Raw genomic sequence first — 21,450 nt, forward strand, 5'->3', positions numbered from 1 at the left:
CAGGACCTAGGCGGCCCGGTACGCCTCCGTCAGCTTCTCCACCGCCTTCCCGTAGCGGCCGGTCAGCAGCAGGTGGTCGGCGTCGGCGAAGGGCTTCGCCACCGCCTGCGTCATCCGTTCCCCCACCCGGTCCTGGACCAGCAGCCGCGCCTTGGCCACCAGTTCGCGCCCGGCCCGGTCGGCGCCCTTCCGCTCGGCCGCGGCGGCCGCCACGGCGAGGGCGTGCAGGGTGGCCGTACCGCCCCCCGGCACATCGGTGAGCGTGGTCAGACCCCAGCCGTAGGGGAACTGGGGGTCGTACGACGCGTCGCCGACGTTGATCGGGAGCTGGGACTCGGACGTGGGCCAGGTGACGGGGAGCTGTCCGGTGAAGGGGCGCTTGCCGTAGAGGACGTCGGCGACGCCCTCGCCCTCGGTGCCGGGCAGCCAGGACGCCACGAGCGCGTCGATCTTGCCCAGCCGGTCGCCGATGAGCTGCGGGCGCCCCGAGACGATCAGCACCGCGCACTTCATGGCCGCGCACACCTTGTCCACGGCCGCCTGGTCGGCCGCCGACAACTGGAGGCTGTGGCCGTTGCCCACGTCGCCGACGCCCTCGGCGTACGGGGTCTCACCGACGACGACCACGCCGACGTCATAGCCGTCGGTCGGCGCGGAGGCGTCCTTGGAGTAGGTGACGTCCCCGCCGGCCTCGCGCATGCCCTGCAGGATGGTCGTGCCCTGGGTGTGCGTGCCGGACGCGCCCTGCCAGGTGATGGTCCAGCCGCCGGTCTGGTTGCCGAGGTCGTCGGCGTTGGACCCGGCGACGTACACCTTCTCGCTCTTCTTCAGCGGCAGCAGCCCGCCGCTGTTCTTCAGCAGCACCTGCGACTCGGCGGCGGCCTTGCGGGCGACCGCGCGGTGGGCCGGGGAGCCGATGGCGGCGGCGCCACTGGTGTCGGCGTAGGGGTGCTCGAAGAGGCCCAGCCTGAACTTCTGGGTGAGAATGCGGGAGACGGCGTCGTCGATCCGCTTCTCGCTGATCCGGCCGGCCTTGACCTCGTCGACGAGCGTGGAGCCGAAGTCCTTGTAGGTGTACGGCACCATCATCATGTCGACGCCGGCGTTCACGGCCGTACGGACGTGGGTCGCGTAGTCGCCGGGGAGCTGGTCGATGGCGTTCCAGTCGCTGATGACGAAGCCGTCGAAGCCCATCCGGTCCTTCAGCTCGCCGTTGATCATGTCGCCGCGGGCGTGCATCTTCACGGCGCCCTTGCCGTCGCCGACGATGTCGAGCGAGGAGTACGACGGCATGACCGTGCCGATGCCCCGTTGGACGGCCGTCTCGAAGGGCGCCAGGTGGATGTCCTGAAGCTGCTGCCGGGTGACGGTGGTGACGCCCTGGTCGGTCGTGTAGGTGCCGGTGGTGGAGGAGCCGTAGGCCGTACCGCCGTCGCCGACGAAGTGCTTGGCGGTGGCGAGCACCTTGTCGTTCCGGCTCAGGTCCCGGCCGTCGGCCCGGCCCTGGAGGCCCTGGATCATGGTCTCCATGGACTGGACGAGGGCGGGATCCTCGCCGAAGGACTCGTAGGAGCGGCCCCAGCGTTCGTCACGGCTCACGCACAGGCAGGGCGCGAAGTCCCACGGGATGCCGGTGGCGCGGACCTCGGCGGCCGTCACCGAGCCGGTGTCGTAGGCGAGTTGCGGGTCCCGGCTCGCGCCGATGCCGATGTTGTGCGGCATGATCGTGGCGCCGGCCAGGTTGTTGTGGCCGTGGACCGCGTCGACGCCGTAGATCAACGGGATCTGGAGACGGGTCGCCTGCGTCCGCAACTGGAAGCCGTCGATCATCTTCGCCCAGGCCTCGGGGGTGTTGGGCGTGGGCGTGGAGCCGCCGCCGGAGAGCAGCGAGCCGAGGCCGTAGGCCGCGATGTCGCCCCCGCCCCCGACGGCCCCGCGCTCGGCCTGGGTCATCTGCCCGGCCTTCTCCTGCAGGGACATGCGGGACAGCAGGTCCGCGACGCGCTTCCGCACCGGCAACTTGGCGTTCAGGTACGGCAGTCCGTGCGCGTCGATGACGATCTGCGGGGTCTCGGCGGGAGCCTTGGCGCCGGTGACCGTGAGCTTGAGCGGGATGGTCTTCGCGGACGAGGCGGCCTTGACCGCCCGCGTGGGCACCTCGACGGTCCGCGTCGTCCCCGAGGCGGTGCCGGCCGGGAAGGTGAGGGTGCCGGAGACGGGGGTGTAGTCCTGGCCGGCGGTGGCGGTGCCGCCCTCCGTCGTGTAGGTGACGGTCACGGGGTCGTCGACGGGCCGGTCGCCGGTCGTGGCCAGGGTGACCCCGACCTTGGCGGTGCGGCCCTGCTCGACCGGGTACACGGGCGCGTCCGTGGTGACGGAGGCGCGCAGGGCTTGGTCGGCCTTTCCGTACAGCTCGACGTCGTCCATGGCGAAGTCGCCCTTGGTGCCGGCCGGGAGCGTGACCGCGTACCCCCACATCCGGGTGAGCCCGAGGACGTGGTCGATGCCGCCGACCGGCTGGTAGTCCGTGCGGTACTGGAAGTCGGTGAAGGGGATCTCGATCTGCTTCCAGCCGGTGAAGTCGTCGGTGAAGGAGGTCGTCCAGAGTTCCGACGCCTCCCCGTTGCCGCCGCCGTCCTTGATCTCGAAGGCGATCTTCCGGCCGTTGTCCCGCCCCTCCCACCAGAAGCGGATGCCCTTGTGGGCGGACCAGTCGTGGGCGGGTTGCCCGGCGGCGAAGTCGTGGGTGAAGCCGCCGTAGCCGCTGATGTCGTAGGTGCCGGCGAGGACCTTGGCGCCCTCGGGGGCGTCGGCGCGGTCGGCGAGGTGGAGGGCGGGCGGGTCGTCGGAGTCGCTTCCCCAGGTGAAGATGCCGTCGGCGGGCTGGGCGGCGAAGGGGACCTCGCCCTCGAAGCGGTCGACGGGGGTCGGAGCGGGGTCGTCGGCGGCGTGGGCGGCGGCGGACAGGGGCACCAGGGTGGCGAGCAGGGCCCCGGAGACGAGCAGGGCGGTTCTTGGCATAGACCTTCCCTCGGCTCTCATGGTTCACTCATGACTTAGCTCACGCCGTGAGTTAACTGACGGCATTTCAACCCGTCAAGATGGCACGTCAGTTGCCGACCCCCTTCGACAACCGCTCTGTCGACCCGAGAGGAAGGGCGACGCCCCATGAGGAGAACCCCCCGCACGGTCCGGCTGCTGCTCGCCGGGCTGCTCTCCGCCGCCGGCTTCACCGCCGCCGTACCCCCCGCGCACGCGGCCGGTGAGCAGGTCACGGCCTGGCTGACCACCACCGACGACTCCGCCGGACGGCATGTCGTACGCGGTCTGCAGGCACAGACGCCGTTCGCCTTCCAGTCCGGCACGGGCGGCGGCGGCGAGAACATCACCGTCGACGAGAACACCCGCTACCAGACCTTCACCGGCGGCGGCGCGTCGTTCACGGACACCGCGGCCTGGCTGATGAACAGCAGCGGAGCGCTGTCGCAGGCCACCCGGGACGCGACCATGAAGAAGCTGTTCTCGCCGACGGACGGCATCGGGCTGTCGTTCCTGCGCAATCCGATGGGCGCCTCGGACCTCGCGCGGTACGGCTACACGTACGACGACGTGCCGTCCGGGCAGACGGACCCGAACCTGAACAGCTTCTCCATCGCGCACGACCTCGCGGACGTCGTGCCGCTCACCAAGCAGGCGCTCCAGCTCAACCCGTCGCTGACTGTCATGGCCTCGCCATGGACGGCTCCGGCCTGGATGAAGGACAGCGGCTCGCTCAACGGCGGCTGGCTGAAGGCCGAGGACTACGGGGCGTACGCCGCCTACTTCGTGAAGTACCTCCAGGCGTACAGGAACCAGGGGATCAACGTCTCCTACGTCACCCCGCAGAACGAGCCCACCTGTTGTTCCGGCTACCCGTCGATGAGCTGGAACGCGAGCGGTCTCGACTACTTCCTCAAGAACGACCTGCTGCCGCAGCTGCAGTCGGCGGGGCTTTCCACCAAGGTCCTCGCGCACGACTGGAACTGGGACACCTACGACTCCTACGCGGCCCAGAGCGTCGACGACGCGGCGATCCGCAACCACCCCAACTTCGGCGGGATCGCCTGGCACGGCTACGGCGGTGACGTCTCCAAGCAGACCACCGTGCACAACCAGTACCCCTCGCTGGACGCCTTCGGCACCGAGCACTCCGGCGGCACGTGGATCGCCGACCAGCAGCACGAGGACATGTCCAACATCATCGACTACACCCGCAACTGGGCGAAGTCGGTGACCAAGTGGTCGCTGGCCGTGGACCAGAACGGCGGGCCGCACAACGGCGGTTGCGGCACCTGCACCGGCCTGATCACGGTGCACGACGGGGACGGTGCGAGCGGCACCGTGGACTACACCGTCGAGTACTACGACATGGGCCAGCTGACCAAGTTCGTCCGGCCGGGCGCCCAGCGGATCGCCTCCACGGCGTCCACCACCGTGCCGAACGTGGCCTGGCGCAACCCCGACGGCAGCAAGGCGCTGATCGCCTACAACGGCTCCTCCTCGGCCCAGACCGTCACCATCGACTGGGGCGGGCAGCACGCTACCTACTCACTTCCCGGCAAGACCTCGGCCACCTTCACCTGGTCCGGCACCCAGTCCGGCGGCGGCGCGCAGACCGGCTCCTTCGTCGGCCTGGCCGGCAAGTGCCTGGACGTCGCGGGCGGTTCCAGCGCCAACGGCACCGCCGTGCAGCTCTACGACTGCAACGGCAGCTCCGCCCAGCAGTGGACCGTCCAGACCGACGGATCCGTCCAGGCGCTCGGCAAGTGCCTGGACGTGACGTCGGGTTCGACCGCCGACGGCGCCAAGGTGCAGTTGTACGACTGCAACGGAACCGGGGCCCAGCAATGGTCGTACAACGCCTCGACCGGTGATGTGGTGAACACGGCGGCCGACAAGTGCCTGGACGTGACGGACAACTCGTCGGCGAACGGGGCGCGGGCGCAGATCTGGTCGTGCACCGGGGCCGCGAACCAGAAGTGGAACCTTCGGTAGGGCGCTCTGCCAGGGGTTCCGTCCCCTGGATCCCCGGCGCCCGCCCACCACGCGACTCGGCTCGGCCGGTGGGCGGGCGCGGACCGGCTCGGCCGGCCGGGCGTGGGCGTCCACCGGCTCAGCCGGCTGAAAAGCGCGCAAAGGTGAGCGCCGCCGTGCTGCGCTCCGGCGCTCACCGGCCCATGGTAGGGGTATGACCACACCGCAGGATCTGTTCCTCGTCAGCCTGGACATTCCCCGCGAGCAGCCCGTCGAGCAGGGGGATCTGTCACTGGCGCTGGCCGGGGCCGAGCTGATCGACCTCCTCGGCGCCCGGGCGCTCACCCTGGAGGAGGGGCGGATCGTGCCGGGCCCGGTGCTGACCACGGGCGACCGGCTGCTGGACGAGGCGGGCGCCGCGCTGGTCCGCCAGGAGCCGTACGAGACGGTCGAGGACTGGCTGTGGCGGCGCGGGCAGGGGCTGGCCACGGCCTACCGGGACGTCCTGGAGTCCGACGGGCAGCTCACCGGCAGGCGCCGGCACTGGCTGGCACTGCGCGACCGGGACGGCCCCAAGGCCGACACCCCTGCCCGCCGGCACGCGGCCGACCGGTGGTGGTCCCACGAACCCGTCCTGGCGGGGCTCGCCTCCACCCTGGGTGTCCCGGACGACCGCCCGGCCCCACCCGAGCCCGAGGACGAGGCGGTCGTCACCGTCCTGGTGGCGGTCGGTGACGCGGTGACCGAACTGGTGGCCGTGCGCGAGCGGCGCCGCATCGAGAACGTGGCCTTCGACAACATCTGGCGCGCGCCCTGAGCCTCAGTGGACCGGCTGGCCGATGCCCATGAGGTTGCCCTCGCTGTCCCGGAACCAGGCGGCCCGCTCCCCGCGCGCTCCCCTGCTCGGGTAGTTGCCCTCGATATCGGCGATGCCGTCCCGGGTGCGGAAGCCGGGGGCGTCCACGTCCTCGAACACCACCCCGCGCCGCCTCAGCTCCGCCACCACCGACTCCAGGTCGTCGACCTCGAACGCCATCTGGGTGAAGGTGCCGGGCGAGACTCCGGTGGAGCGGAACACGACGAAGTCGATTCCGCCGCACCGGTACAGCAGCCCGCCGGGGCGCTCGTCGAGGGGCTCCAGGCCGAGCTTCTCGGCGTAGAAGCGCCGGGCCCGCTCCAGGTCACCGGCGGGCAGCCGGGGCGCCACGCGGGCCCGGGACAGCACATCAGCGTTGGTCATGCCTCCACTGTGACTACTCCGCCGGCTCCACGCCCGCCCGCAGCAGCCCGTAGGTGTACGCGTCCTCCAGGGCCTGCCAGGACGCGGCGATGACGTTGTCCGCCACGCCTACCGTGGACCACTCGCCGGAGCCGTCCGAGGTGGAGATCAGCACCCGGGTCGTGGACTGGGTGCCGTGCTTGCCCTCCAGGATGCGGACCTTGTAGTCGACCAGTTCCAGCTTGGCGAGCTGCGGGTAGATCTTCTCCAGGGCCACGCGCAGCGCGCGGTCGAGGGCGTTGACCGGGCCGTTGCCCTCCGCCGTGGCGACGATCCGCTCGCTCTTGGCCCACAGCTTCACCGTGGCCTCGTTGGCGTGGGTGCCGTCGGGGCGGTCCTCGACGATGGCCCGCCAGGACTCCACGTCGAAGTACTGCAGCGGCCTGCCCTCGACCTCGGCGCGCAGGAGCAGTTCGAAGGAGGCGTCGGCCGCCTCGTAGGTGTAGCCCTTGAGCTCACGCTCCTTCACCCGCTCGACCACCCGGCCGACCAGCTCGCGGTCGCCGCCCAGGTCGATGCCGAGCTCCTTGCCCTTCAGCTCGATGGAGGCGCGGCCCGCCATGTCGGAGACCAGCATGCGCATGGTGTTGCCGACCAGTTCGGGGTCGATGTGCTGGTACAGGTCCGGGTCGACCTTGATCGCGGAGGCGTGCAGGCCGGCCTTGTGGGCGAAGGCCGACACACCCACGTACGGCTGGTGGGTGGACGGCGTGAGGTTGACCACCTCGGCGATGGCGTGCGAGATCCGGGTGGTCTCGCGGAGCCTGCCCTCGGGCAGCACCTTCTTGCCGTACTTCAGTTCCAGGGCGGCGACGACCGGGAAGAGGTTGGCGTTGCCGACCCGCTCGCCGTAGCCGTTGGCCGTGCACTGGACGTGGGTGACGCCCGCGTCGACGGCGGCGAGCGTGTTGGCGACCGCGCAGCCGGTGTCGTCCTGGGCGTGGATGCCGAGCCGGGCGCCGGTGTCGGCGAGGACGGTGGCGACGACCGCGTGGACCTGGGCGGGCAGCATGCCGCCGTTGGTGTCGCACAGCACGACGACGTCGGCGCCGGCCTCGGCGGCCGTACGGACGACGGCCTTGGCGTACTCGGGATTGGCGCGGTAGCCGTCGAAGAAGTGCTCGCAGTCGACGAAGACCCGGCGGCCCTGGTCCTTCAGGTACGACACCGTGTCGCGGACCATCTCCAGGTTCTCGTCCAGCGTGGTGCGCAGCGCCAGCTCCACGTGCCGGTCGTGCGACTTGGCGACCAGGGTGATCACCGGGGCTCCGGACTCGAGGAGCGCTCTGACCTGCGGGTCCTCGGCTGCCTTCGCGCCTGCGCGGCGGGTGGCGCCGAAAGCGACCAGCTGCGCGTGGCGGAAGTCGATCTCCGCCTGCGCGCGGGCGAAGAACTCGGTGTCGCGGGGGTTCGCGCCGGGCCAGCCGCCCTCGATGAAGCCCACGCCGAAGTCGTCCAGGTGCCGTGCGATGGCGAGCTTGTCCGCGACGGTGAGGTTGATGCCCTCGCGCTGCGCGCCGTCGCGCAGCGTGGTGTCGAAGACGTGGAACGAGTCGTCGAGCTCGCTGGTTGCCGTCTCGGTCATGGTCTCAAGGCTCCTGTTGTGGATCTTCGGTCTTACCGGAATGACCGGCTCCACCGTCCCCCCAATGGTCCCTCGCGCATCGCCGCCGGCTGCAGGTGGGCCGGAAAACGAAAAAACCCCTCGCGGGTGCGAGAGGTCTGCGCGCGGGTCGAGGACGACGGTGGCCACCCGCACCTGGTCGTACGAGGTGGTCACTGCGGACCGGCGCGCCTGCTGCCAATAATCATGGCGAACGAGAGCACGGGGGCAGTCTGGCACAAACCCGCCCCCGGCTCGCCGACCGTCTCAGGATGCGGTCGTCAGACTGGACTCCCCGGATCCCTCCCCGGCTCCCTGAACGGCCTTCACCCGGGCCAGATCCAGATCCTTCGTCTCGCGCATGGTGACGTAGACAACGAGGGACACGGCGGCACAGCCGGCCACGTACCAGTAGAAGCCGGACTCGATCCCGGCGTTCTTGAACCACAGGGCGACGTATTCGGCCGTCCCGCCGAAGAGGGCGTTGCCGATGGCGTACGGGAGGGCCACGCCGAGGGCGCGGACGCCGGTCGGGAACAGCTCGGCCTTCACACAGGCGTTGATCGAGGTGTAACCGGTGACGACGACCAGCGCGAGCAGGGCGAGCCCGAGGGCCGGCCAGTAGCCGTCCGCGTGCCGCAGCAGGGTCATGATCGGCACGGTGAGGACGGTGGAGCCGACCGCGAAGGTGATCAGCAGGGGGCGACGGCCGATGCGGTCGGAGAGGGCGCCCGCGAGCGGCTGGAGGCAGGCGAAGACGATCAGCGCGGTGAAGGAGACGAGCGTCGCCGTCTCCTTGGACAGACCCGCCGAGTTGGACAGGTACTTGGTCAGATAGGTGGTGTACGTGTAGTACGCGACCGTGCCGCCCATGGTGAGGGCGATCACCAGGAACGCCTCCCGCCTGTGCTGCCACAGGGCGCGCAGGGTGCCGCGCTCCTCGGCGTGGGAGGCGTCCTCCTCGTACACCTCGGTCTCCAGCATGCTGCGGCGCAGGTAGAAGATGATCGCCGCGCCGAGCGCACCCACGACGAAGGGGATGCGCCAGCCGTAGCTGTGCAGCGCGCTGTCGGACATGGTGCGCTGCAGGATGATCTGCAGGCCGAGGCCGGCGATCTGGCCGGTGGTCATGGAGACGTACTGGAAGCTGGAGGCGAATCCGCGCCGCTTCGGGTCCGAGGCCTCGGTCAGATACGTGGCGCTGGCGGCGTACTCGCCGCCGACCGACAGGCCCTGCAGCAGGCGGGCGACGAGCAGCACGACCGCGCCGCCGTAGCCGGCGACCGCGTAGGTCGGGGCGACGGCGATGAGGATCGCCGACGCCGACATCAGTGTGACGGTCAGGGTCAGCGCCGCCTTGCGGCCCCTGCGGTCACCGACCCGGCCGAGCAGCCAGCCGCCCACGGGGCGCATGAAGAAGCCGACCGCGAAGATGCCGGCGGTGTTCATCAGTTGGGCGGTGGGGTCCCCGCTCGGGAAGAACGCGCCGGCGAAGTACGTGGCGAAGCTCGCGTACACGAACCAGTCGAACCACTCGACCATGTTGCCCGCGGACCCGACCCAGATCTTCTTCCAGTGTTGTCGTCCCATGGGCCGGTACATGCCCGGTGGCGGAGGAAACGATTCCTTTACCGCCTGGGTCCTCCGTCGTACTGTCTGTGGCTCTCGACAGGCCGGACATCGACCCTGGCGCCGTGCGTGGCGACGAGCATCCGCGCTCGTCGCGTCAGGCCGCCGGGCACGTCGTACATGGGGCCGGCCCTCACGGCAGCAGCGCCTCGTTGATGAACTCCCTTACGTGGGCGAGCACTTGCTCTCGGTCGGTGCCGCGCAGCCCGATGGCCACATGGATGGAGAACCCGTCGAGCAGCGCACGCAGCCGCGCCGCGAAGCGGTCCGCGTCCACCCGCCGGAACTCGCCCCGCGAAATCCCCTCGGCGATCAGCGCGACCAGGTCGCGGTGCCACGCCCCCTCGATCGCGGCCTGCCGGGCACGCGCGTCGTCGTCGGCGTTCTGCGAGCGGTTCCAGACCTCCAGCCACAGCGTCCAGTGCGGATCGCGGTGGCCGTCGGGGACGTAGAGGTCGACGTAGGCCGCCAACCGCTCGCTCGCCGTTCCGGGGCCGGTGAGCAGCCGGCCGCGCTCGGCGCCGAGCCGCCCCTCGCTCCACTCCAGGGTCCGCAGCAGCAGCTCGTCCTTGGAGCGGAAGTAGTAGAGCAGGTGACCGCTGCTCATGCCGACCTCACGGCCCAGCGCCGCCATGGTGAGCTTCTCCAGACCGCGCTCGGCGATCATGTCCATGGCGGCGACGAGGACGTCCTCGCGGGGCGGGGCGGGGGTGCGGCGGCGGGGGGACGGTGTCTCGGTCATGCCGGAACCGCCCGTACCGCTGCCGGGAGGAGGTGGGTCTCGTAGGGTCCGGAGCAGTCGGCGAACAGGGTCGCCACCTCGGCTCGGCACCCCGGGCACACGAGGTTCGGCCCGTGCGTTCCCGAGGCACCGCAGCACCCGGTCTCCCGGCAGGCGTCGTTGGAGGCCAGGAAGTCCCGGGTGTCCTCGGGATGGACCACCCATGTGTCATGTGGTCCGGCCGGCATCAGGGACCGGCCGTCGGCGTCGCCGAGGCACACGCCGGGGATGGCGTACCCCATCCGCTCCGGGTCCGGATGGGGCACGAACGGCGCCCCGGACGGCGCCGGATCCACCGCGGACGCGCCCCGGGGCACGGTGGACGGCGCGTGCCGGGAGCCGTCGGGGTTCTTCAGCCCGCTGTACGCCGGGCGCTCGGGCAGCCCGGGCAGCAGACGCAGCGGCTCGCTGAGACGGCGGCCGCGGGCCGCGCAGACGAGGACGTTCACCCGTATGTTCTACCGGAAGCGGGCCGTCACCGGACCTTCGGCTGCTGCTGGGTGATGCAGTGGATGCCGCCCCCGCCCGCGAAGATCTGACGCGCGTCCACCAGGGTCACCGTGCGCTCGGGGAAGAGTCGGCGGAAGATCCCTGCGGCGATCTCGTCGCGCGGGTCGTCGAAGCCGCACAGCACCAGTCCGCCGTTGCAGATGTAGTGGTTGATGTAGGAGTAGTCGGCCCAGTGGCCGTCGGCCTCCAGGACGGTCGGCGCGGGGACCTCGACCACCTCCAGCTTGCGGCCCCGGGCGTCGGTCGCCGACCTCAGGATGCCGATGACCTCCTGGGTGACCTCGTGGTCGGGGTGGGCCGGGTCCGGCTGGTGGTGGGCGACGACGACGCCCGGTCCGGCGAAGGCGGCCACGATGTCCACGTGGCCCAGCGTGCCGAAACCGTAGGGAGGGTAGTCGCCGGTGAGACCGCGCGGCAGCCAGATCGCCTTCTCCGTGCCGAGGTGGGCGTGGATCTCGGCCTCGACCTCCTCCTTCGACCAGTGCGGGTTGCGCTCGGGGCCGAGCTGCACCGTCTCCGTCAGCAGGACCGTGCCCGCACCGTCGACGTGGATCGCGCCGCCCTCGTTGACCAGCTTCGAGGCGTACGTCTTGGCGCCCGCGAGGTCGGAAACATGTGCGGCGATCTTGGAGTCGTGCTCCCAGCGGGCCCAGTCCTGGGCACCCCAGCCGTTGAACGTCCAGTCCACGGCGGCCAGTCGCCCGCGGCCGTCGGTGACGAAGGTGGGGCCGATGTCGCGCATCCAGGCGTCGTCCAGATCCCGCTCGACGGTGTCGACGTCCGGGCCGAGCAGCGCCCGCGCCTCGGCGGACTGGCCGGGGCCGCAGACCACGGTCACGGGCTCGAAGCGGCGGACGGCGCGGGCCACGGTCGCCCAGGCGGTCCGGGAGGCGGCGAGGTCGTCCGGGTCCTCGAAGGTGGGGTTGGGGCCCGGCCACGCCATCCAGGTGCGCTCGTGCGGGGCCCACTCGGCGGGCATACGGAAGCCGTCGGCGGCGGGGGTGGTCATGGGAGTCCCGGATCCTTACAGGAAGTAGAGGCGGTTGAGGGAGACGGAGTCGGCGGGCTCGGAGCGCAGCGGGTCGCCGTCGAGGGTCACGAGGCCGGTGCGCTGGTCGACGTCGACCGCGCCGATCCGGGCGTTCAGCCGCAGGTCGGCCGGGCCGATGCCGCGGGTGCCGCGCACGGCGACCCGGCGCCGGCGCGAGGGCATGCGGTCGCCCCCCTGGTCGACGGCGGCCCGGGCGACGAACGCGACCGAGAGGTCGGCCGCGGTGGCGCCGTACGAGCCGAACTGCGGTCCCAGCACGAGCGGTTCGCAGGTGTCGGTGGCCGCGTTGGGGTCGCCGACCACGCCGTACGCCGGGAAGCCGGCCTTGAGGACCAGCTGCGGCTTGGCGCCGAAGTACTCCGGGCGCCAGAGCACGATGTCGGCGAGCTTGCCGGCCTCGATCGAGCCGACCTCGTGCGCGAGGCCGTGCGCGATGGCCGGGTTGATGGTCAGCTTGGCCATGTAGCGCAGGACGCGCGCGTTGTCGTCGCCCTCGCCGTCGCCCTCCATCGGCCCGAGCTCGGCCTTCATCTTGCCGGCCATGGCGAAGGTGCGGCGGACGGTCTCACCGGCGCGGCCCATGCCCTGGGCGTCGGAGGAGGTGATGCCGATCGCGCCCAGGTCGTGCAGCACGTCCTCGGCGCCCATGGTGCCGGCCCGGATGCGGTCGCGGGCCATGGCGGCGTCGCCGGGCAGGTCGGGCTTGAGGTCGTGGACGGAGACGATCATGCCGTAGTGCTCGGCGACCGCGTCCCGGCCGAAGGGCAGGGTGGGGTTGGTGGAGGAGCCGATGACGTTCGGGACGCCGGCCATCTTCAGCACGTTGGGGACGTGTCCGCCGCCGCAGCCTTCGATGTGGAAGGCGTGGATGGTCCGGCCCTCCAGGACACGCAGGGTGTCCTCGACCGACAGGCACTCGTTCAGACCGTCGCTGTGCAGGGCCACCTGGACGTCGTGCTCCTCGGCGACCCGCAGCGCCGTGTCGAGGGCCCTGGTGTGGGCGCCCATGTCCTCGTGCACCTTGAAGCCGGACGCGCCGCCCTCGGCGAGCGCCTCGATCAGCGGGGCGTCCGAGGAGGACGAACCCCGGCCCAGGAACCCGATGTTGACCGGCCAGGCGTCGAAGGCGTTGAAGGCATGGCGCAGCGCCCAGGGCGAGTTGACGCCCACGCCCCACACCGGGCCGAACTCCTGCCCGATGATCGTGGTCACGCCGGAGGCGAGGGAGGCCTCCATGATGCGCGGCGACAGCAGGTGGACGTGAGTGTCGACGGCGCCGGCGGTGGCGATGAGCCCCTCGCCGGAGACGATCGACGTGCCCGTGCCGACGACGACGTCCACGCCGTCGAGGGTGTCGGGGTTGCCGGCCCGGCCGACGGCGCAGATGCGGCCCTCCCGGATGCCGATGGAGACCTTCCTGATCCCCTGCACCGGGTCGATCACCACGACGTTGCTGATGACCACGTCGCAGGTCTCGCGGACGGCGGCGGCCTTCAGGTGCAGTCCGTCGCGGGCGGTCTTGCCGAAGCCCGCCAGGAACTCGTCGCCGTAGCGCTGGGAGTCGGACTCCACGCGGACGGTGAGACCGCAGTCGCCGAGGCGGATGCGGTCGCCGGCGCGCGGACCGTGGGTGGCGGCGTAGGCGTGCGGGTCGACGTGGATCGCCCGGCTCACCTCTCGTCCCTTCGAGCGGCTCATCGGTCCTCGCCTCCTTCCGGCGTGACGGCGTTCGTGACGGCGTTCGTGACGCCGAGGTAGCCGCATGCGGCGGCCCGGCGCAGGGCCTCCTCCTTCGCTCCGGGCACGTCCAGCGGCCCGTCGACCAGTCCGGCGAAGCCGATGGCGATCCGCTCGCCGCCGATCGGCACCAGGCCGACCTCCTCGCTCGCCCCCGGCCCGAAGCGGACGGAGGACCCGGCGGGCACGGCGAGCCGCATGCCGTAGGCGGCCGCGCGGTCGAAGTCGAGGCGCGGGTTGGCCTCGAAGAAGTGGAAGTGGGAGGTGACGGAGACCGGCACGGTCGCGGTGTTGGTGACCGTGACCCGGACGGCCGGCTCGGGGTCGGTGTGCTGGGGCCCGGGCAGCAGCGCGCCCGGGGCCCGCTCGCCGAGGCCCCCGCCGATGGGGTCGGAGACCACCGCGAGCCGGGAGCCGTCGTCGAAGACCGCCTCGACCATCACCTCGGTGACGACGTCGGCGACGCCCGGCAGCACGTCCTCGGGGCCGAGCACCGAGCGGGCCGCCTCGATGGCCTCGGCGAGCCGCCGGCCGTCACGGGCGGCTTCGCAGACGGTGTCCGCGATCAGCGCGGTCGCCTCCGGCACGTTCAGCCTCAGACCGCGCGCCCGGCGGGCCCGGGCCAGCTCGGCGGCTCCGAAGAGCAGCAGCCGGTCACGTTCCGTGGGGGTCAGTCTCACCTCGCGGCACCTCCTTGCCATCCTGAGATTAGAGCATCACTCTAAACGCAGAATTCATGAAACAGAAGCATTGACTCCAGGCGAAGCTTCCTTGACATTGAACGTCGCTCTAACTCTCTGGCGATAGTCGAAGGAGACCTGGCCATGCCGATGGAACAGCGCGGAGTCGACACCATCCCGGACGAGGAGCGGACCAGTGGTCCGCGCGACCTCGTCTCGATCCTGCTCGGCTCCAACCTCTGCCTCGGGGTGATCATCTTCGGCTGGCTGCCGCCGTCCTTCGGACTCGGCTGGTGGGCGTCGGTGAGCGCGATCGTGGCGGGCACCCTCGTCGGTACGGCCGTGACGGCGCCGCTGGCACTGATCTCGCTGCGCACCGCCACCAACCTCTCCACCTCCTCCGGCGCCCAGTTCGGCGTCCGGGGCCGGCTGGTCGGCTCGGTCGTCGGCCTGCTCCTCGCCCTCGGCTACACCGCGCTGACGGTGTGGATCGGCGGAGACGTGATGATCGGTGTGCTCGGCCGGATGTTCGGACTGCCCGCCGACGGGGTGTCGTACGCCGTCGTCTACGCGGTGCTCGCCGGCGCCACGGTCGCGGGCGCGGTGTACGGCTACCGGGTGCTGCTGAACATGTCCAAGGTCCTGGCCATCGGCATGACCGTCCTGCTGGTCCTCGGCGTCTTCGCCTACGCCCCGCACTTCGGCACCGCGGCGATGCCCCAGACGGGCGGCTATCTGCTGGGCTCGTTCTGGCCGACCTGGTTCCTGTCCGCCGTGGCCGCGGGCCTGTCCGGTCCCGTCGCCTTCATCACCCTGCTCGGCGACTACACCCGCTACATCTCCCCCGCCCGCCACTCCGACCGCCGGGTCCTGCGGGCCACCTGGGCGGGCCTGATCCTGGGCCTGCTGGTGCCGCAACTGTTCGGCACGTTCACGGCGTACGGCGCCCACGCGGCACTCGACTACGCCGGGTCCCTGGTGGCGGCCTCCCCCGCCTGGTACCTGATCCCGCTGCTGCTGTCCGCCTCGGCCGGGTCGGTCGGCAACGCCGGTCTGATGCTGTACTCGATGGGTCTGGACCTGGACGCGATCCTGCCCAGGGCGTCCCGCGCCCGCGCCACCTACACGGTCGCGATCGTGGCCACGGTCTGTGTCTTCGTCGGCCACTACGCGTGGAACGCGCAGTCCGCGATGACGTCCTTCGTGCTGCTGCTCACCGCCATCGGCACCCCGTGGGCGGTGATCACCCTCATCGGCTTCGCCCGCTGCCGCGGCGTGTACGACGCCGACGCCCTGCAGGTCTTCAACCGCCGTTCTCGTGGCGGGATCTACTGGTACCGGGCCGGCTGGAACGTACGGGCGACCGTCTCCTGGGCTCTCGGCGCCGGGGTCGGTCTGCTGGCGGTGTCCCTGCCGTCGTACCAGGGACCCCTGCTGCACCTGACCGGCGGGGTGGACTGCAGCTTCCTGCTGTCGGGGGCGGTGGGCGGCCTGACCCACCTGCTCCTCACCCTCCGCCCGGCACCGGCGCACGCCGAGCCCGAACGGGAACCGGTCGGCGCCGAGAGCCGGCTCTAGGTGCACCCGGTCACGCCTTTGCGGCAGTCGGCTGGTCGGAGGCCGCACGCCGTGCCGCCGTGCGGCGATCGTCCCGGCAGCGGCATGTCCCCGATCCCGCGGTGCTCCTGAGCGTGTGGCGGTGCGAGGTGAGGGGACGAGCCGGCTGGTACGGCACGTACAGGTGCGTCCGGACCGCGCTGGGCTCGACGGCGAGGGCCACCGCTCGGGCCCTGGCCGTCAGCAGACGTCGCGCCTCACGACGGGATCCCTCGTCGTCGCGCCATGACTTCACCCCACCTCCAGTCCCGGCAGGAAACGGTCGGCGCCGAACGCCGGCTTCAGGTCGGTGAACCAGGTCGCGCCCTCGTCGTACGCGGCGAAGAACGGCCGGTCGACCAGCTCGGGGTCGCGGGCCTGGATGAGGTGCAGCACGAAGACCTTCTCGCCCGCCACCTCGGCGACGCCGTCCACGCACACCTTGCCCGGCATCGCCGACATCACCGGACCGCGCACGGTACGGGCGAGCCCGGAGACCCGGGCGTAGGCGTCCCGGAAGATCGCGTGGCCACGCGCCAGCGGCACCCCGAAGTAGCCCTGCGGGCCGGTGTCCCGCTCCACGAACTGGTAGTACGGCACCGCCCCCAGCGCGGTCGTCTCCTCCCACAGCTCGGCCCACGCCTCGGCGCTGTCGTTGATCCCGGCGACCAGCGGGCCCTGGCAGCGGATCACCGCCCCGGTGTCCCGCACTCGGCGCATCGCCTCCCGGACCACCGGCGGGCGCAGTTCCCGCGGGTGCGTGAAATGGGCCATGAGCGCCAGGTGGCGGCCGCTCGCGACGACCTTCTCGAAGAGCCGCAGAAGGTCGTCGGCGTCCCGGTCGGTGAGGAAGCGGTACGGCCAGAAGGCGAGCGACTTGGTGCCGATCCGGACCGCGCGGACGGTGTCGATCTCCAGCAGCGGCTCCACGTAGCGGCGCAGCACCTCGGTGCTCATCACCAGCGGGTCGCCGCCGGTGATGAGCGTGCCGCTCACCTCGGGGTGAGCGCGCAGATAGGCGCCGGTGGTGGCGATGTCGTCGGTGGCGATGCGCAGCTCGGACTCGCCGACGAACTGCGGCCAGCGGAAACAGTACGTGCAGTAGGCGTGGCAGGTCTGGCCCTGCCGCGGGAAGATCAGCACCGTCTCGGGGTACTTGTGCTGAAGCCCCGTCAGGCGTCGGCCCTCGTGCACGGGGACGTTGGCGTCGAGCTGGCCGGAGGGGTGCGGGTTGAGCCGCATCCGGATCTCGTGGGCGGCGCGCCGGACCTCGGACTGGGGCGCGTCCCGCGCCAGCAGGTCCGCCATCCGGCGCAGGTCGTGCGCGGGAAGCATGCCGCTCTGCGGGAAGGTCAGCCGGAAGACCGGGTCCTCGGGGACGGCCGACCAGTCGATCAGTTCGTCCACCACATAGGAGTTGGTGCGGAAGGGCAGGACCGCCGAGACGGCCCGCAGGGCCAGCCGTTCGGCGGGCGGCAGGGACACCCGGCCCAGCAGGCCGTCCAGGTCACGGGGGGTGAAGGCGCGATACCGGGGTTGCGCGTGCGAAACGGGGCGGAGCGCTGAACTCATCTGTGCCAGTGCCTCTATTCTGTGCCAGGTCCGCTATTCCGTGACCAGGACCGGCGGCCGCAACTCCACGAAGGCGGTCGCCGACGCATCGTACTTCTCGGCGAAGTGCTGGATGAGCAAGGCGTGCAGTGGACTTTCGTCGTCCACCACGATCAGCTCGTGCGCACCCGGTACGGTCAAGGACGTGCTGTAGGCGGACAATTGGTCGAGGCGGTGCCGGGCCATGTACGACACCAGGTCGGACCCGGCGACATACAGGCGGTCCTCGACGGACACGAAGGCGCAGCGGAAGTCCCGGCGGCCGTCGGTGGCGTCGACCAGGGTGAGCGGCAGCCGGGCGAAGTGCTCCATCGGCTTGCTCTGCCCCCACAGCTCGTCGAAGCGCTGTTCGACGAAGGTGCCGAGCGGGGAGCGGACGGCGACCTCCAGCTGGACACCCTCGCCGGAGAGGCGGCCCACCGTGAGGAAGGAGACCAGACAGCGCTCGTCCCAGCGGTAGAGCGTCACACCGGGGGACGTCTGGCACAGCCGGACCTCGAGCAGGGCCCGGGAGGTGTCGTCAAGGCGGCGCGCGAAGCGGTCCAGCGTGCGCAGGTTGCGCATGATGTCGCGACGGATGTCGGCGCTCTGCTCGCCGAGTTCACGGCCGCGCAGGATCACCGCGAGCGAGTCGGGGTCCAGCAGCAGGATCTGCACCCGTGCCCCGTGTGCGGTGGCCGCTCTGACTCCCCGGAAGAGCCGCTCGGAGAACTGCGGCCCGAACAGGTTGGAGAAGGTGTCGAGCACCTTCACGCAGGCCGTCGCCCCGTGCACCTGGGAGGCGAACCACTCGTAGTCGAGCCGGGTGTGCTCCCGGACCCGGCCTTCCTGGGCCCGGGAGATCAGCGGGCCTATCACGAACACGGTGATGACCACGCCGACCAGGTCGGTGCCCAGGTTGAGGAAGAGGTTCTGCTGGTAGGCGTCCATGCCGGAGGCCCGCCACAGCAGCAGCCCGGCACAGCCCGCCAGCGCCAGCAGCGCGGTGAGGCTCTGCGGCCGGCGCGGGGTGCGCAGGGCACGCCATAACCAGCGCAGTCGTGGCACCGGCGACCATGCGTTCACGTGCGCCCCTCCCCCGTGTCGGGTGCTCACCCCCGGATGCGTGTCCGCAGGGGGCACCCGCCCCCGCGGAAGGGGTGGATACCCGGGCGGGAGTGGTGGTACGCCTCGAACGCGCGCACCATTCACTCCCGTCGGACAGCCGGTGAAGCGGACCTCAGCCGATCTTGTGCATCCAGCCGTGCTTGTCCTCCGCCGTACCGCGCTGGAGGTCGAGGAGAGCCTGGCGCAGGCGGAGAGTGACCTCGCCGGGGGTGCCGTCGCCGTGGGTCCACGCGTCGGTCTTGGTCTTGACGTGGCCGATCGGGGTGACCACGGCGGCGGTGCCGCAGGCGAAGACCTCGGTGAGGGCGCCGGAGGCCGCGTCCGCACGCCACTGCTCCAGGGTGATCACGCCTTCCTCGGCGGTGTAGCCGAGGTCGCGGGCGACCTGGAGCAGGGAGTCGCGGGTGATGCCCTCCAGGATCGAGCCGGTCAGGGCGGGGGTGACGATCCGGTCGCCGTAGACGAAGGCGACGTTCATGCTGCCGCTCTCCTCGACCTTGGTGCGGGTGACCGCGTCGAGGTAGACGACCTGGTCGCAGCCGTGCGCGGCGGCCTCGGCCTGCGGCAGCAGGGACGCGGCGTAGTTGCCGCCGGTCTTGGCGTCGCCGGTGCCGCCGGGAACGGCGCGGACGTGGTCCTCGGAGACCCAGATGGTGACCGGCTTCACGCCGCCGGCGAAGTACGCGCCGGAGGGCGAGGCGATGAGCATGAACAGGTACTCGTTCGCCGGGTGCACGCCGAGCCCGGTCTCCGAGGCGAACATGAACGGACGCAGGTAGAGGGACTCCTCGCCGCCGTGCGGGGGGACCCAGTCGGCGTCCTGCGCGAGCAGCGCGTCCAGTGCGGCGATGAACAGCTCCTCGGGCAGCTCGGCCATGGCCATGCGGCGGGCGGAGCTGCGGAAGCGGCGGGCGTTCGCCTCGGGACGGAAGAGCGCGATCGAGCCGTCGGACTGGCGGTAGGCCTTCAGCCCCTCGAAGATCTCCTGGCCGTAGTGCAGGACGTGCGTGGAGGGGTCGAGGGAGATCGGGCCGTACGGGACGAGCTGCGCGTCGTGCCAGCCGCGTCCCTCGGTCCACTTGATCGTCACCATGTGGTCGGTGAAGTGGCGGCCGAACCCGGGGTTGGCCAGGATCGCCTCGCGTTCGGCGGCGGCGAGGGGGCTGGCGGAGGGCTTGAGCTCGATCGTGGGCGTCGTCATGGATGATGTGTCCTTCACCGGTTGTCGTGACGGGCCGCGCTCATGTCCCCGCACTGCGGCTTGCCAGTGCGTGGACGTCCGAGCTTTCCCTCATACCGCGGCTCCGCGTTCGATTATCGCGCGGAGGTCTCGGCGGAAGGAATGCGGGTGAAAGCGGCCCAGGGGTCGATGGTGGCACCCGGCGGGGACATGCGAAAGCCGCCGGGTGGCGTCCGACCCGGCGGCTTCTCGTGGTGGAGCGCCGGGTCAGCCGGCTACTCGGGCGGCGAGCGCGTCGCCGATCTGCGCGGTGCTGCGCGCCCCGAGCGCGGCGCGCTCGGTCAGGTCGGCGGCGACGGCCGCGTCGATGCGGTCGGCCTCGCCGTCGTAGCCGAGGTGGCGCAGCAGGAGGGCGACGGACAGGACCGTGGCGGTGGGGTCGGCCTTGCCCTGTCCGGCGATGTCGGGCGCGGAACCGTGGACCGGCTCGAACATCGAGGGGAACTCGCGCGAGGGGTTGATGTTCCCGCTCGCGGCGACGCCGATGCCGCCGGAGACGGCCGCGGCGAGGTCGGTGATGATGTCGCCGAAGAGGTTGTCGGTGACGATCACGTCGAACCGGGCCGGGTCGGTGACCAGGTAGATGGTGGCCGCGTCGACGTGGATGTAGTCGGTGGTGACCTCGGGGAACTCCTGGGCCACCTTGGTGAAGATGTTCGTCCACAGGTGACCGGCGAAGGTCAGCACGTTGTTCTTGTGGACCAGCGTGAGCTTCTTGCGCGGGCGGGCCTGGGCGCGGGCGAAGGCGTCGCGGACCACGCGCTCGACGCCGAAGGCGGTGTTGACGGAGACCTCGGTGGCGACCTCGTGCTCGGTGCCCTTGCGGATCGTGCCGCCGTTGCCGGTGTACGGGCCCTCGGTGCCCTCGCGGACGACGACGAAGTCGATCTCCGGCTGGCCGGCGAGCGGGGTGGCGACGCCGGGCAGGAGCTTGGAGGGGCGCAGGTTGACGTGGTGGTCGAAGGCGAAGCGGAGCTTGAGCAGGAAGCCGCGCTCCAGGACGCCGGACGGCACCGACGGGTCGCCGATGGCGCCGAGCAGGATCGCGTCGTGCTGCTTGAGCGCCTCGAGGTCGTCGTCGGTGAGGGTCTCACCGGTGACGTGGTAGCGCCTGGCGCCGAAGTCGTACTCCTTGGTCTCCAGCTTCACATCCTGCGGCAGGACGGCGGAGAGGACCTTGAGACCCTCGGACACGACTTCCTGCCCGATGCCGTCCCCGGGAATCACTGCGAGATCGATGCTGCGAGACATGCGGGCACCCTACTCCTCGTCCCAGGGAATGACATGACGCGTCCGCCATACGGACACCCGGACGGGTGTGCGCGACGGGCGCCGGCTCAGTGGCCGGTCTCGCCGCCGTTGTCGCGGCGGTCGAGGGCGCGCTGCAGCGCGTCGGCGGCGTTCTTGCGGTCGGACTCGCTCGCGCGGGACACGTGGCGGACTCGGCGGCGGACGGTCGTCTCGGCCATGGGAATCGACTCCTTCATCCAACGTGGAGTACGGCAATGACGGATTGCGAGACGCCGGAAGGGGCGGGGAGCGCTGGGCCGCAGGGGTTGCCTGCACGGGGCCCGGCTCACGACCGCCGTTCGCTGGATCGAGCGAGAACGTTC

The 21,450-nt window shown here is 71.1% G+C and carries 17 protein-coding genes; 3 read left to right on the forward strand and 14 right to left on the reverse strand.

Going from position 1 to position 21,450, the window contains the following annotated elements:
* Positions 1 to 6 precede the first annotated feature (6 nt).
* Positions 7 to 3,021: a glycoside hydrolase family 3 N-terminal domain-containing protein gene (locus tag AB0L59_RS17520; RefSeq protein WP_365584041.1), complete on the reverse strand. Its 3,015-nt coding sequence runs from the start codon at positions 3,019 to 3,021 to the stop codon at positions 7 to 9.
* Positions 3,022 to 3,168: 147 nt separating this feature from the next.
* Between AB0L59_RS17520 and AB0L59_RS17525 the strand changes: the two genes are divergently transcribed.
* Both AB0L59_RS17525 and AB0L59_RS17530 read left to right on the forward strand, forming a co-directional pair.
* Positions 3,169 to 5,034, forward strand: coding sequence for a ricin-type beta-trefoil lectin domain protein (locus AB0L59_RS17525; protein ID WP_365584044.1), 1,866 nt, complete (start codon positions 3,169 to 3,171; stop codon positions 5,032 to 5,034).
* Between the two features lie 193 nt (positions 5,035 to 5,227).
* Positions 5,228 to 5,830 carry a GPP34 family phosphoprotein gene (locus tag AB0L59_RS17530; protein ID WP_365584047.1) on the forward strand — a complete coding sequence of 201 codons (603 nt, stop codon included), beginning with the start codon at positions 5,228 to 5,230 and terminating at the stop codon, positions 5,828 to 5,830.
* 3 nt (positions 5,831 to 5,833) lie between these two features.
* On the opposite strand, the gene AB0L59_RS17535 is transcribed toward AB0L59_RS17530, so the two are convergent.
* The 8 genes from AB0L59_RS17535 to ureA form a co-directional block, all read right to left on the reverse strand.
* Positions 5,834 to 6,253, reverse strand: coding sequence for a VOC family protein (locus tag AB0L59_RS17535; RefSeq protein ID WP_365584049.1), 420 nt, complete (start codon positions 6,251 to 6,253; stop codon positions 5,834 to 5,836).
* Positions 6,254 to 6,266: 13 nt separating this feature from the next.
* Positions 6,267 to 7,877: a citramalate synthase gene (cimA, locus tag AB0L59_RS17540; protein WP_365584051.1), complete on the reverse strand. Its 1,611-nt coding sequence runs from the start codon at positions 7,875 to 7,877 to the stop codon at positions 6,267 to 6,269.
* 285 nt (positions 7,878 to 8,162) lie between these two features.
* On the reverse strand, positions 8,163 to 9,485 hold the full coding sequence (locus AB0L59_RS17545) for an MFS transporter (protein WP_365584054.1): 1,323 nt from the start codon (positions 9,483 to 9,485) through the stop codon (positions 8,163 to 8,165).
* Between the two features lie 172 nt (positions 9,486 to 9,657).
* Positions 9,658 to 10,266, reverse strand: a complete 609-nt coding sequence (locus AB0L59_RS17550) for a TetR/AcrR family transcriptional regulator (protein WP_365584057.1) — start codon at positions 10,264 to 10,266, stop codon at positions 9,658 to 9,660.
* Entirely contained in the window at positions 10,263 to 10,754 is a 492-nt protein-coding gene (locus AB0L59_RS17555; protein WP_365584060.1) for a hypothetical protein, read from the reverse strand. The genes AB0L59_RS17550 and AB0L59_RS17555 overlap by 4 nt, the downstream gene beginning before the upstream one ends.
* A gap of 26 nt (positions 10,755 to 10,780) precedes the next feature.
* Positions 10,781 to 11,824, reverse strand: a complete 1,044-nt coding sequence (locus tag AB0L59_RS17560; protein WP_365584062.1) for an agmatine deiminase family protein — start codon at positions 11,822 to 11,824, stop codon at positions 10,781 to 10,783.
* Positions 11,825 to 11,839: 15 nt separating this feature from the next.
* A complete protein-coding gene (locus tag AB0L59_RS17565; RefSeq protein WP_365584065.1) occupies positions 11,840 to 13,564 on the reverse strand; it encodes an urease subunit alpha in 1,725 nt (574 codons plus the stop codon).
* The gene (ureA, locus tag AB0L59_RS17570; RefSeq protein WP_365584067.1) at positions 13,561 to 14,283 is read right to left on the reverse strand and encodes an urease subunit gamma; all 723 of its coding nucleotides are present in this window, start codon (positions 14,281 to 14,283) and stop codon (positions 13,561 to 13,563) included. The genes AB0L59_RS17565 and ureA overlap by 4 nt, the downstream gene beginning before the upstream one ends.
* Positions 14,284 to 14,427: 144 nt before the next feature.
* Between ureA and AB0L59_RS17575 the strand changes: the two genes are divergently transcribed.
* Positions 14,428 to 15,861, forward strand: a complete 1,434-nt coding sequence (locus tag AB0L59_RS17575) for a cytosine permease (protein WP_365584070.1) — start codon at positions 14,428 to 14,430, stop codon at positions 15,859 to 15,861.
* 270 nt (positions 15,862 to 16,131) lie between these two features.
* On the opposite strand, the gene AB0L59_RS17580 is transcribed toward AB0L59_RS17575, so the two are convergent.
* The 5 genes from AB0L59_RS17580 to AB0L59_RS17600 all read right to left on the reverse strand — a co-directional run bounded on the left by AB0L59_RS17580 (position 16,132) and on the right by AB0L59_RS17600 (position 21,306).
* Positions 16,132 to 17,451 (reverse strand): lysine 2,3-aminomutase, encoded by a 1,320-nt coding sequence (locus AB0L59_RS17580; RefSeq protein WP_365584073.1) that lies wholly within the window; start codon positions 17,449 to 17,451, stop codon positions 16,132 to 16,134.
* Between the two features lie 33 nt (positions 17,452 to 17,484).
* Positions 17,485 to 18,555, reverse strand: coding sequence for a hypothetical protein (locus tag AB0L59_RS17585; protein WP_365584075.1), 1,071 nt, complete (start codon positions 18,553 to 18,555; stop codon positions 17,485 to 17,487).
* Between the two features lie 154 nt (positions 18,556 to 18,709).
* On the reverse strand, positions 18,710 to 19,798 hold the full coding sequence (locus AB0L59_RS17590) for a branched-chain amino acid aminotransferase (protein ID WP_365584078.1): 1,089 nt from the start codon (positions 19,796 to 19,798) through the stop codon (positions 18,710 to 18,712).
* A 246-nt stretch (positions 19,799 to 20,044) separates the two neighbouring features.
* Positions 20,045 to 21,088: a 3-isopropylmalate dehydrogenase gene (locus tag AB0L59_RS17595; protein ID WP_365584081.1), complete on the reverse strand. Its 1,044-nt coding sequence runs from the start codon at positions 21,086 to 21,088 to the stop codon at positions 20,045 to 20,047.
* Positions 21,089 to 21,174: 86 nt separating this feature from the next.
* The gene (locus tag AB0L59_RS17600; RefSeq protein ID WP_365584084.1) at positions 21,175 to 21,306 is read right to left on the reverse strand and encodes a hypothetical protein; all 132 of its coding nucleotides are present in this window, start codon (positions 21,304 to 21,306) and stop codon (positions 21,175 to 21,177) included.
* Positions 21,307 to 21,450 lie beyond the last annotated feature (144 nt).

It is taken from the genome of Streptomyces sp. NPDC052109 (assembly GCF_040680195.1).
GTDB lineage: Bacteria > Actinomycetota > Actinomycetes > Streptomycetales > Streptomycetaceae > Streptomyces.

Excerpts from the sequence above, each read along its gene's own strand:
- AB0L59_RS17535 (WP_365584049.1), bottom strand. The coding sequence starts at position 6,253 with ATGACCAACGCTGATGTGCTGTCCCGGGCCCGCGTGGCGCCCCGGCTG.
- AB0L59_RS17595 (WP_365584081.1), bottom strand. The coding sequence starts at position 21,088 with ATGTCTCGCAGCATCGATCTCGCAGTGATTCCCGGGGACGGCATCGGG.
- AB0L59_RS17560 (WP_365584062.1), bottom strand. The coding sequence starts at position 11,824 with ATGACCACCCCCGCCGCCGACGGCTTCCGTATGCCCGCCGAGTGGGCC.
- AB0L59_RS17525 (WP_365584044.1), top strand. The coding sequence starts at position 3,169 with ATGAGGAGAACCCCCCGCACGGTCCGGCTGCTGCTCGCCGGGCTGCTC.
- AB0L59_RS17590 (WP_365584078.1), bottom strand. The coding sequence starts at position 19,798 with ATGACGACGCCCACGATCGAGCTCAAGCCCTCCGCCAGCCCCCTCGCC.
- AB0L59_RS17520 (WP_365584041.1), bottom strand. The coding sequence starts at position 3,021 with ATGCCAAGAACCGCCCTGCTCGTCTCCGGGGCCCTGCTCGCCACCCTG.
- AB0L59_RS17600 (WP_365584084.1), bottom strand. The coding sequence starts at position 21,306 with ATGGCCGAGACGACCGTCCGCCGCCGAGTCCGCCACGTGTCCCGCGCG.
- AB0L59_RS17550 (WP_365584057.1), bottom strand. The coding sequence starts at position 10,266 with ATGACCGAGACACCGTCCCCCCGCCGCCGCACCCCCGCCCCGCCCCGC.
- AB0L59_RS17565 (WP_365584065.1), bottom strand. The coding sequence starts at position 13,564 with ATGAGCCGCTCGAAGGGACGAGAGGTGAGCCGGGCGATCCACGTCGAC.
- AB0L59_RS17530 (WP_365584047.1), top strand. The coding sequence starts at position 5,228 with ATGACCACACCGCAGGATCTGTTCCTCGTCAGCCTGGACATTCCCCGC.
- AB0L59_RS17575 (WP_365584070.1), top strand. The coding sequence starts at position 14,428 with ATGCCGATGGAACAGCGCGGAGTCGACACCATCCCGGACGAGGAGCGG.
- AB0L59_RS17545 (WP_365584054.1), bottom strand. The coding sequence starts at position 9,485 with ATGGGACGACAACACTGGAAGAAGATCTGGGTCGGGTCCGCGGGCAAC.
- cimA (WP_365584051.1), bottom strand. The coding sequence starts at position 7,877 with ATGACCGAGACGGCAACCAGCGAGCTCGACGACTCGTTCCACGTCTTC.
- AB0L59_RS17580 (WP_365584073.1), bottom strand. The coding sequence starts at position 17,451 with ATGAGTTCAGCGCTCCGCCCCGTTTCGCACGCGCAACCCCGGTATCGC.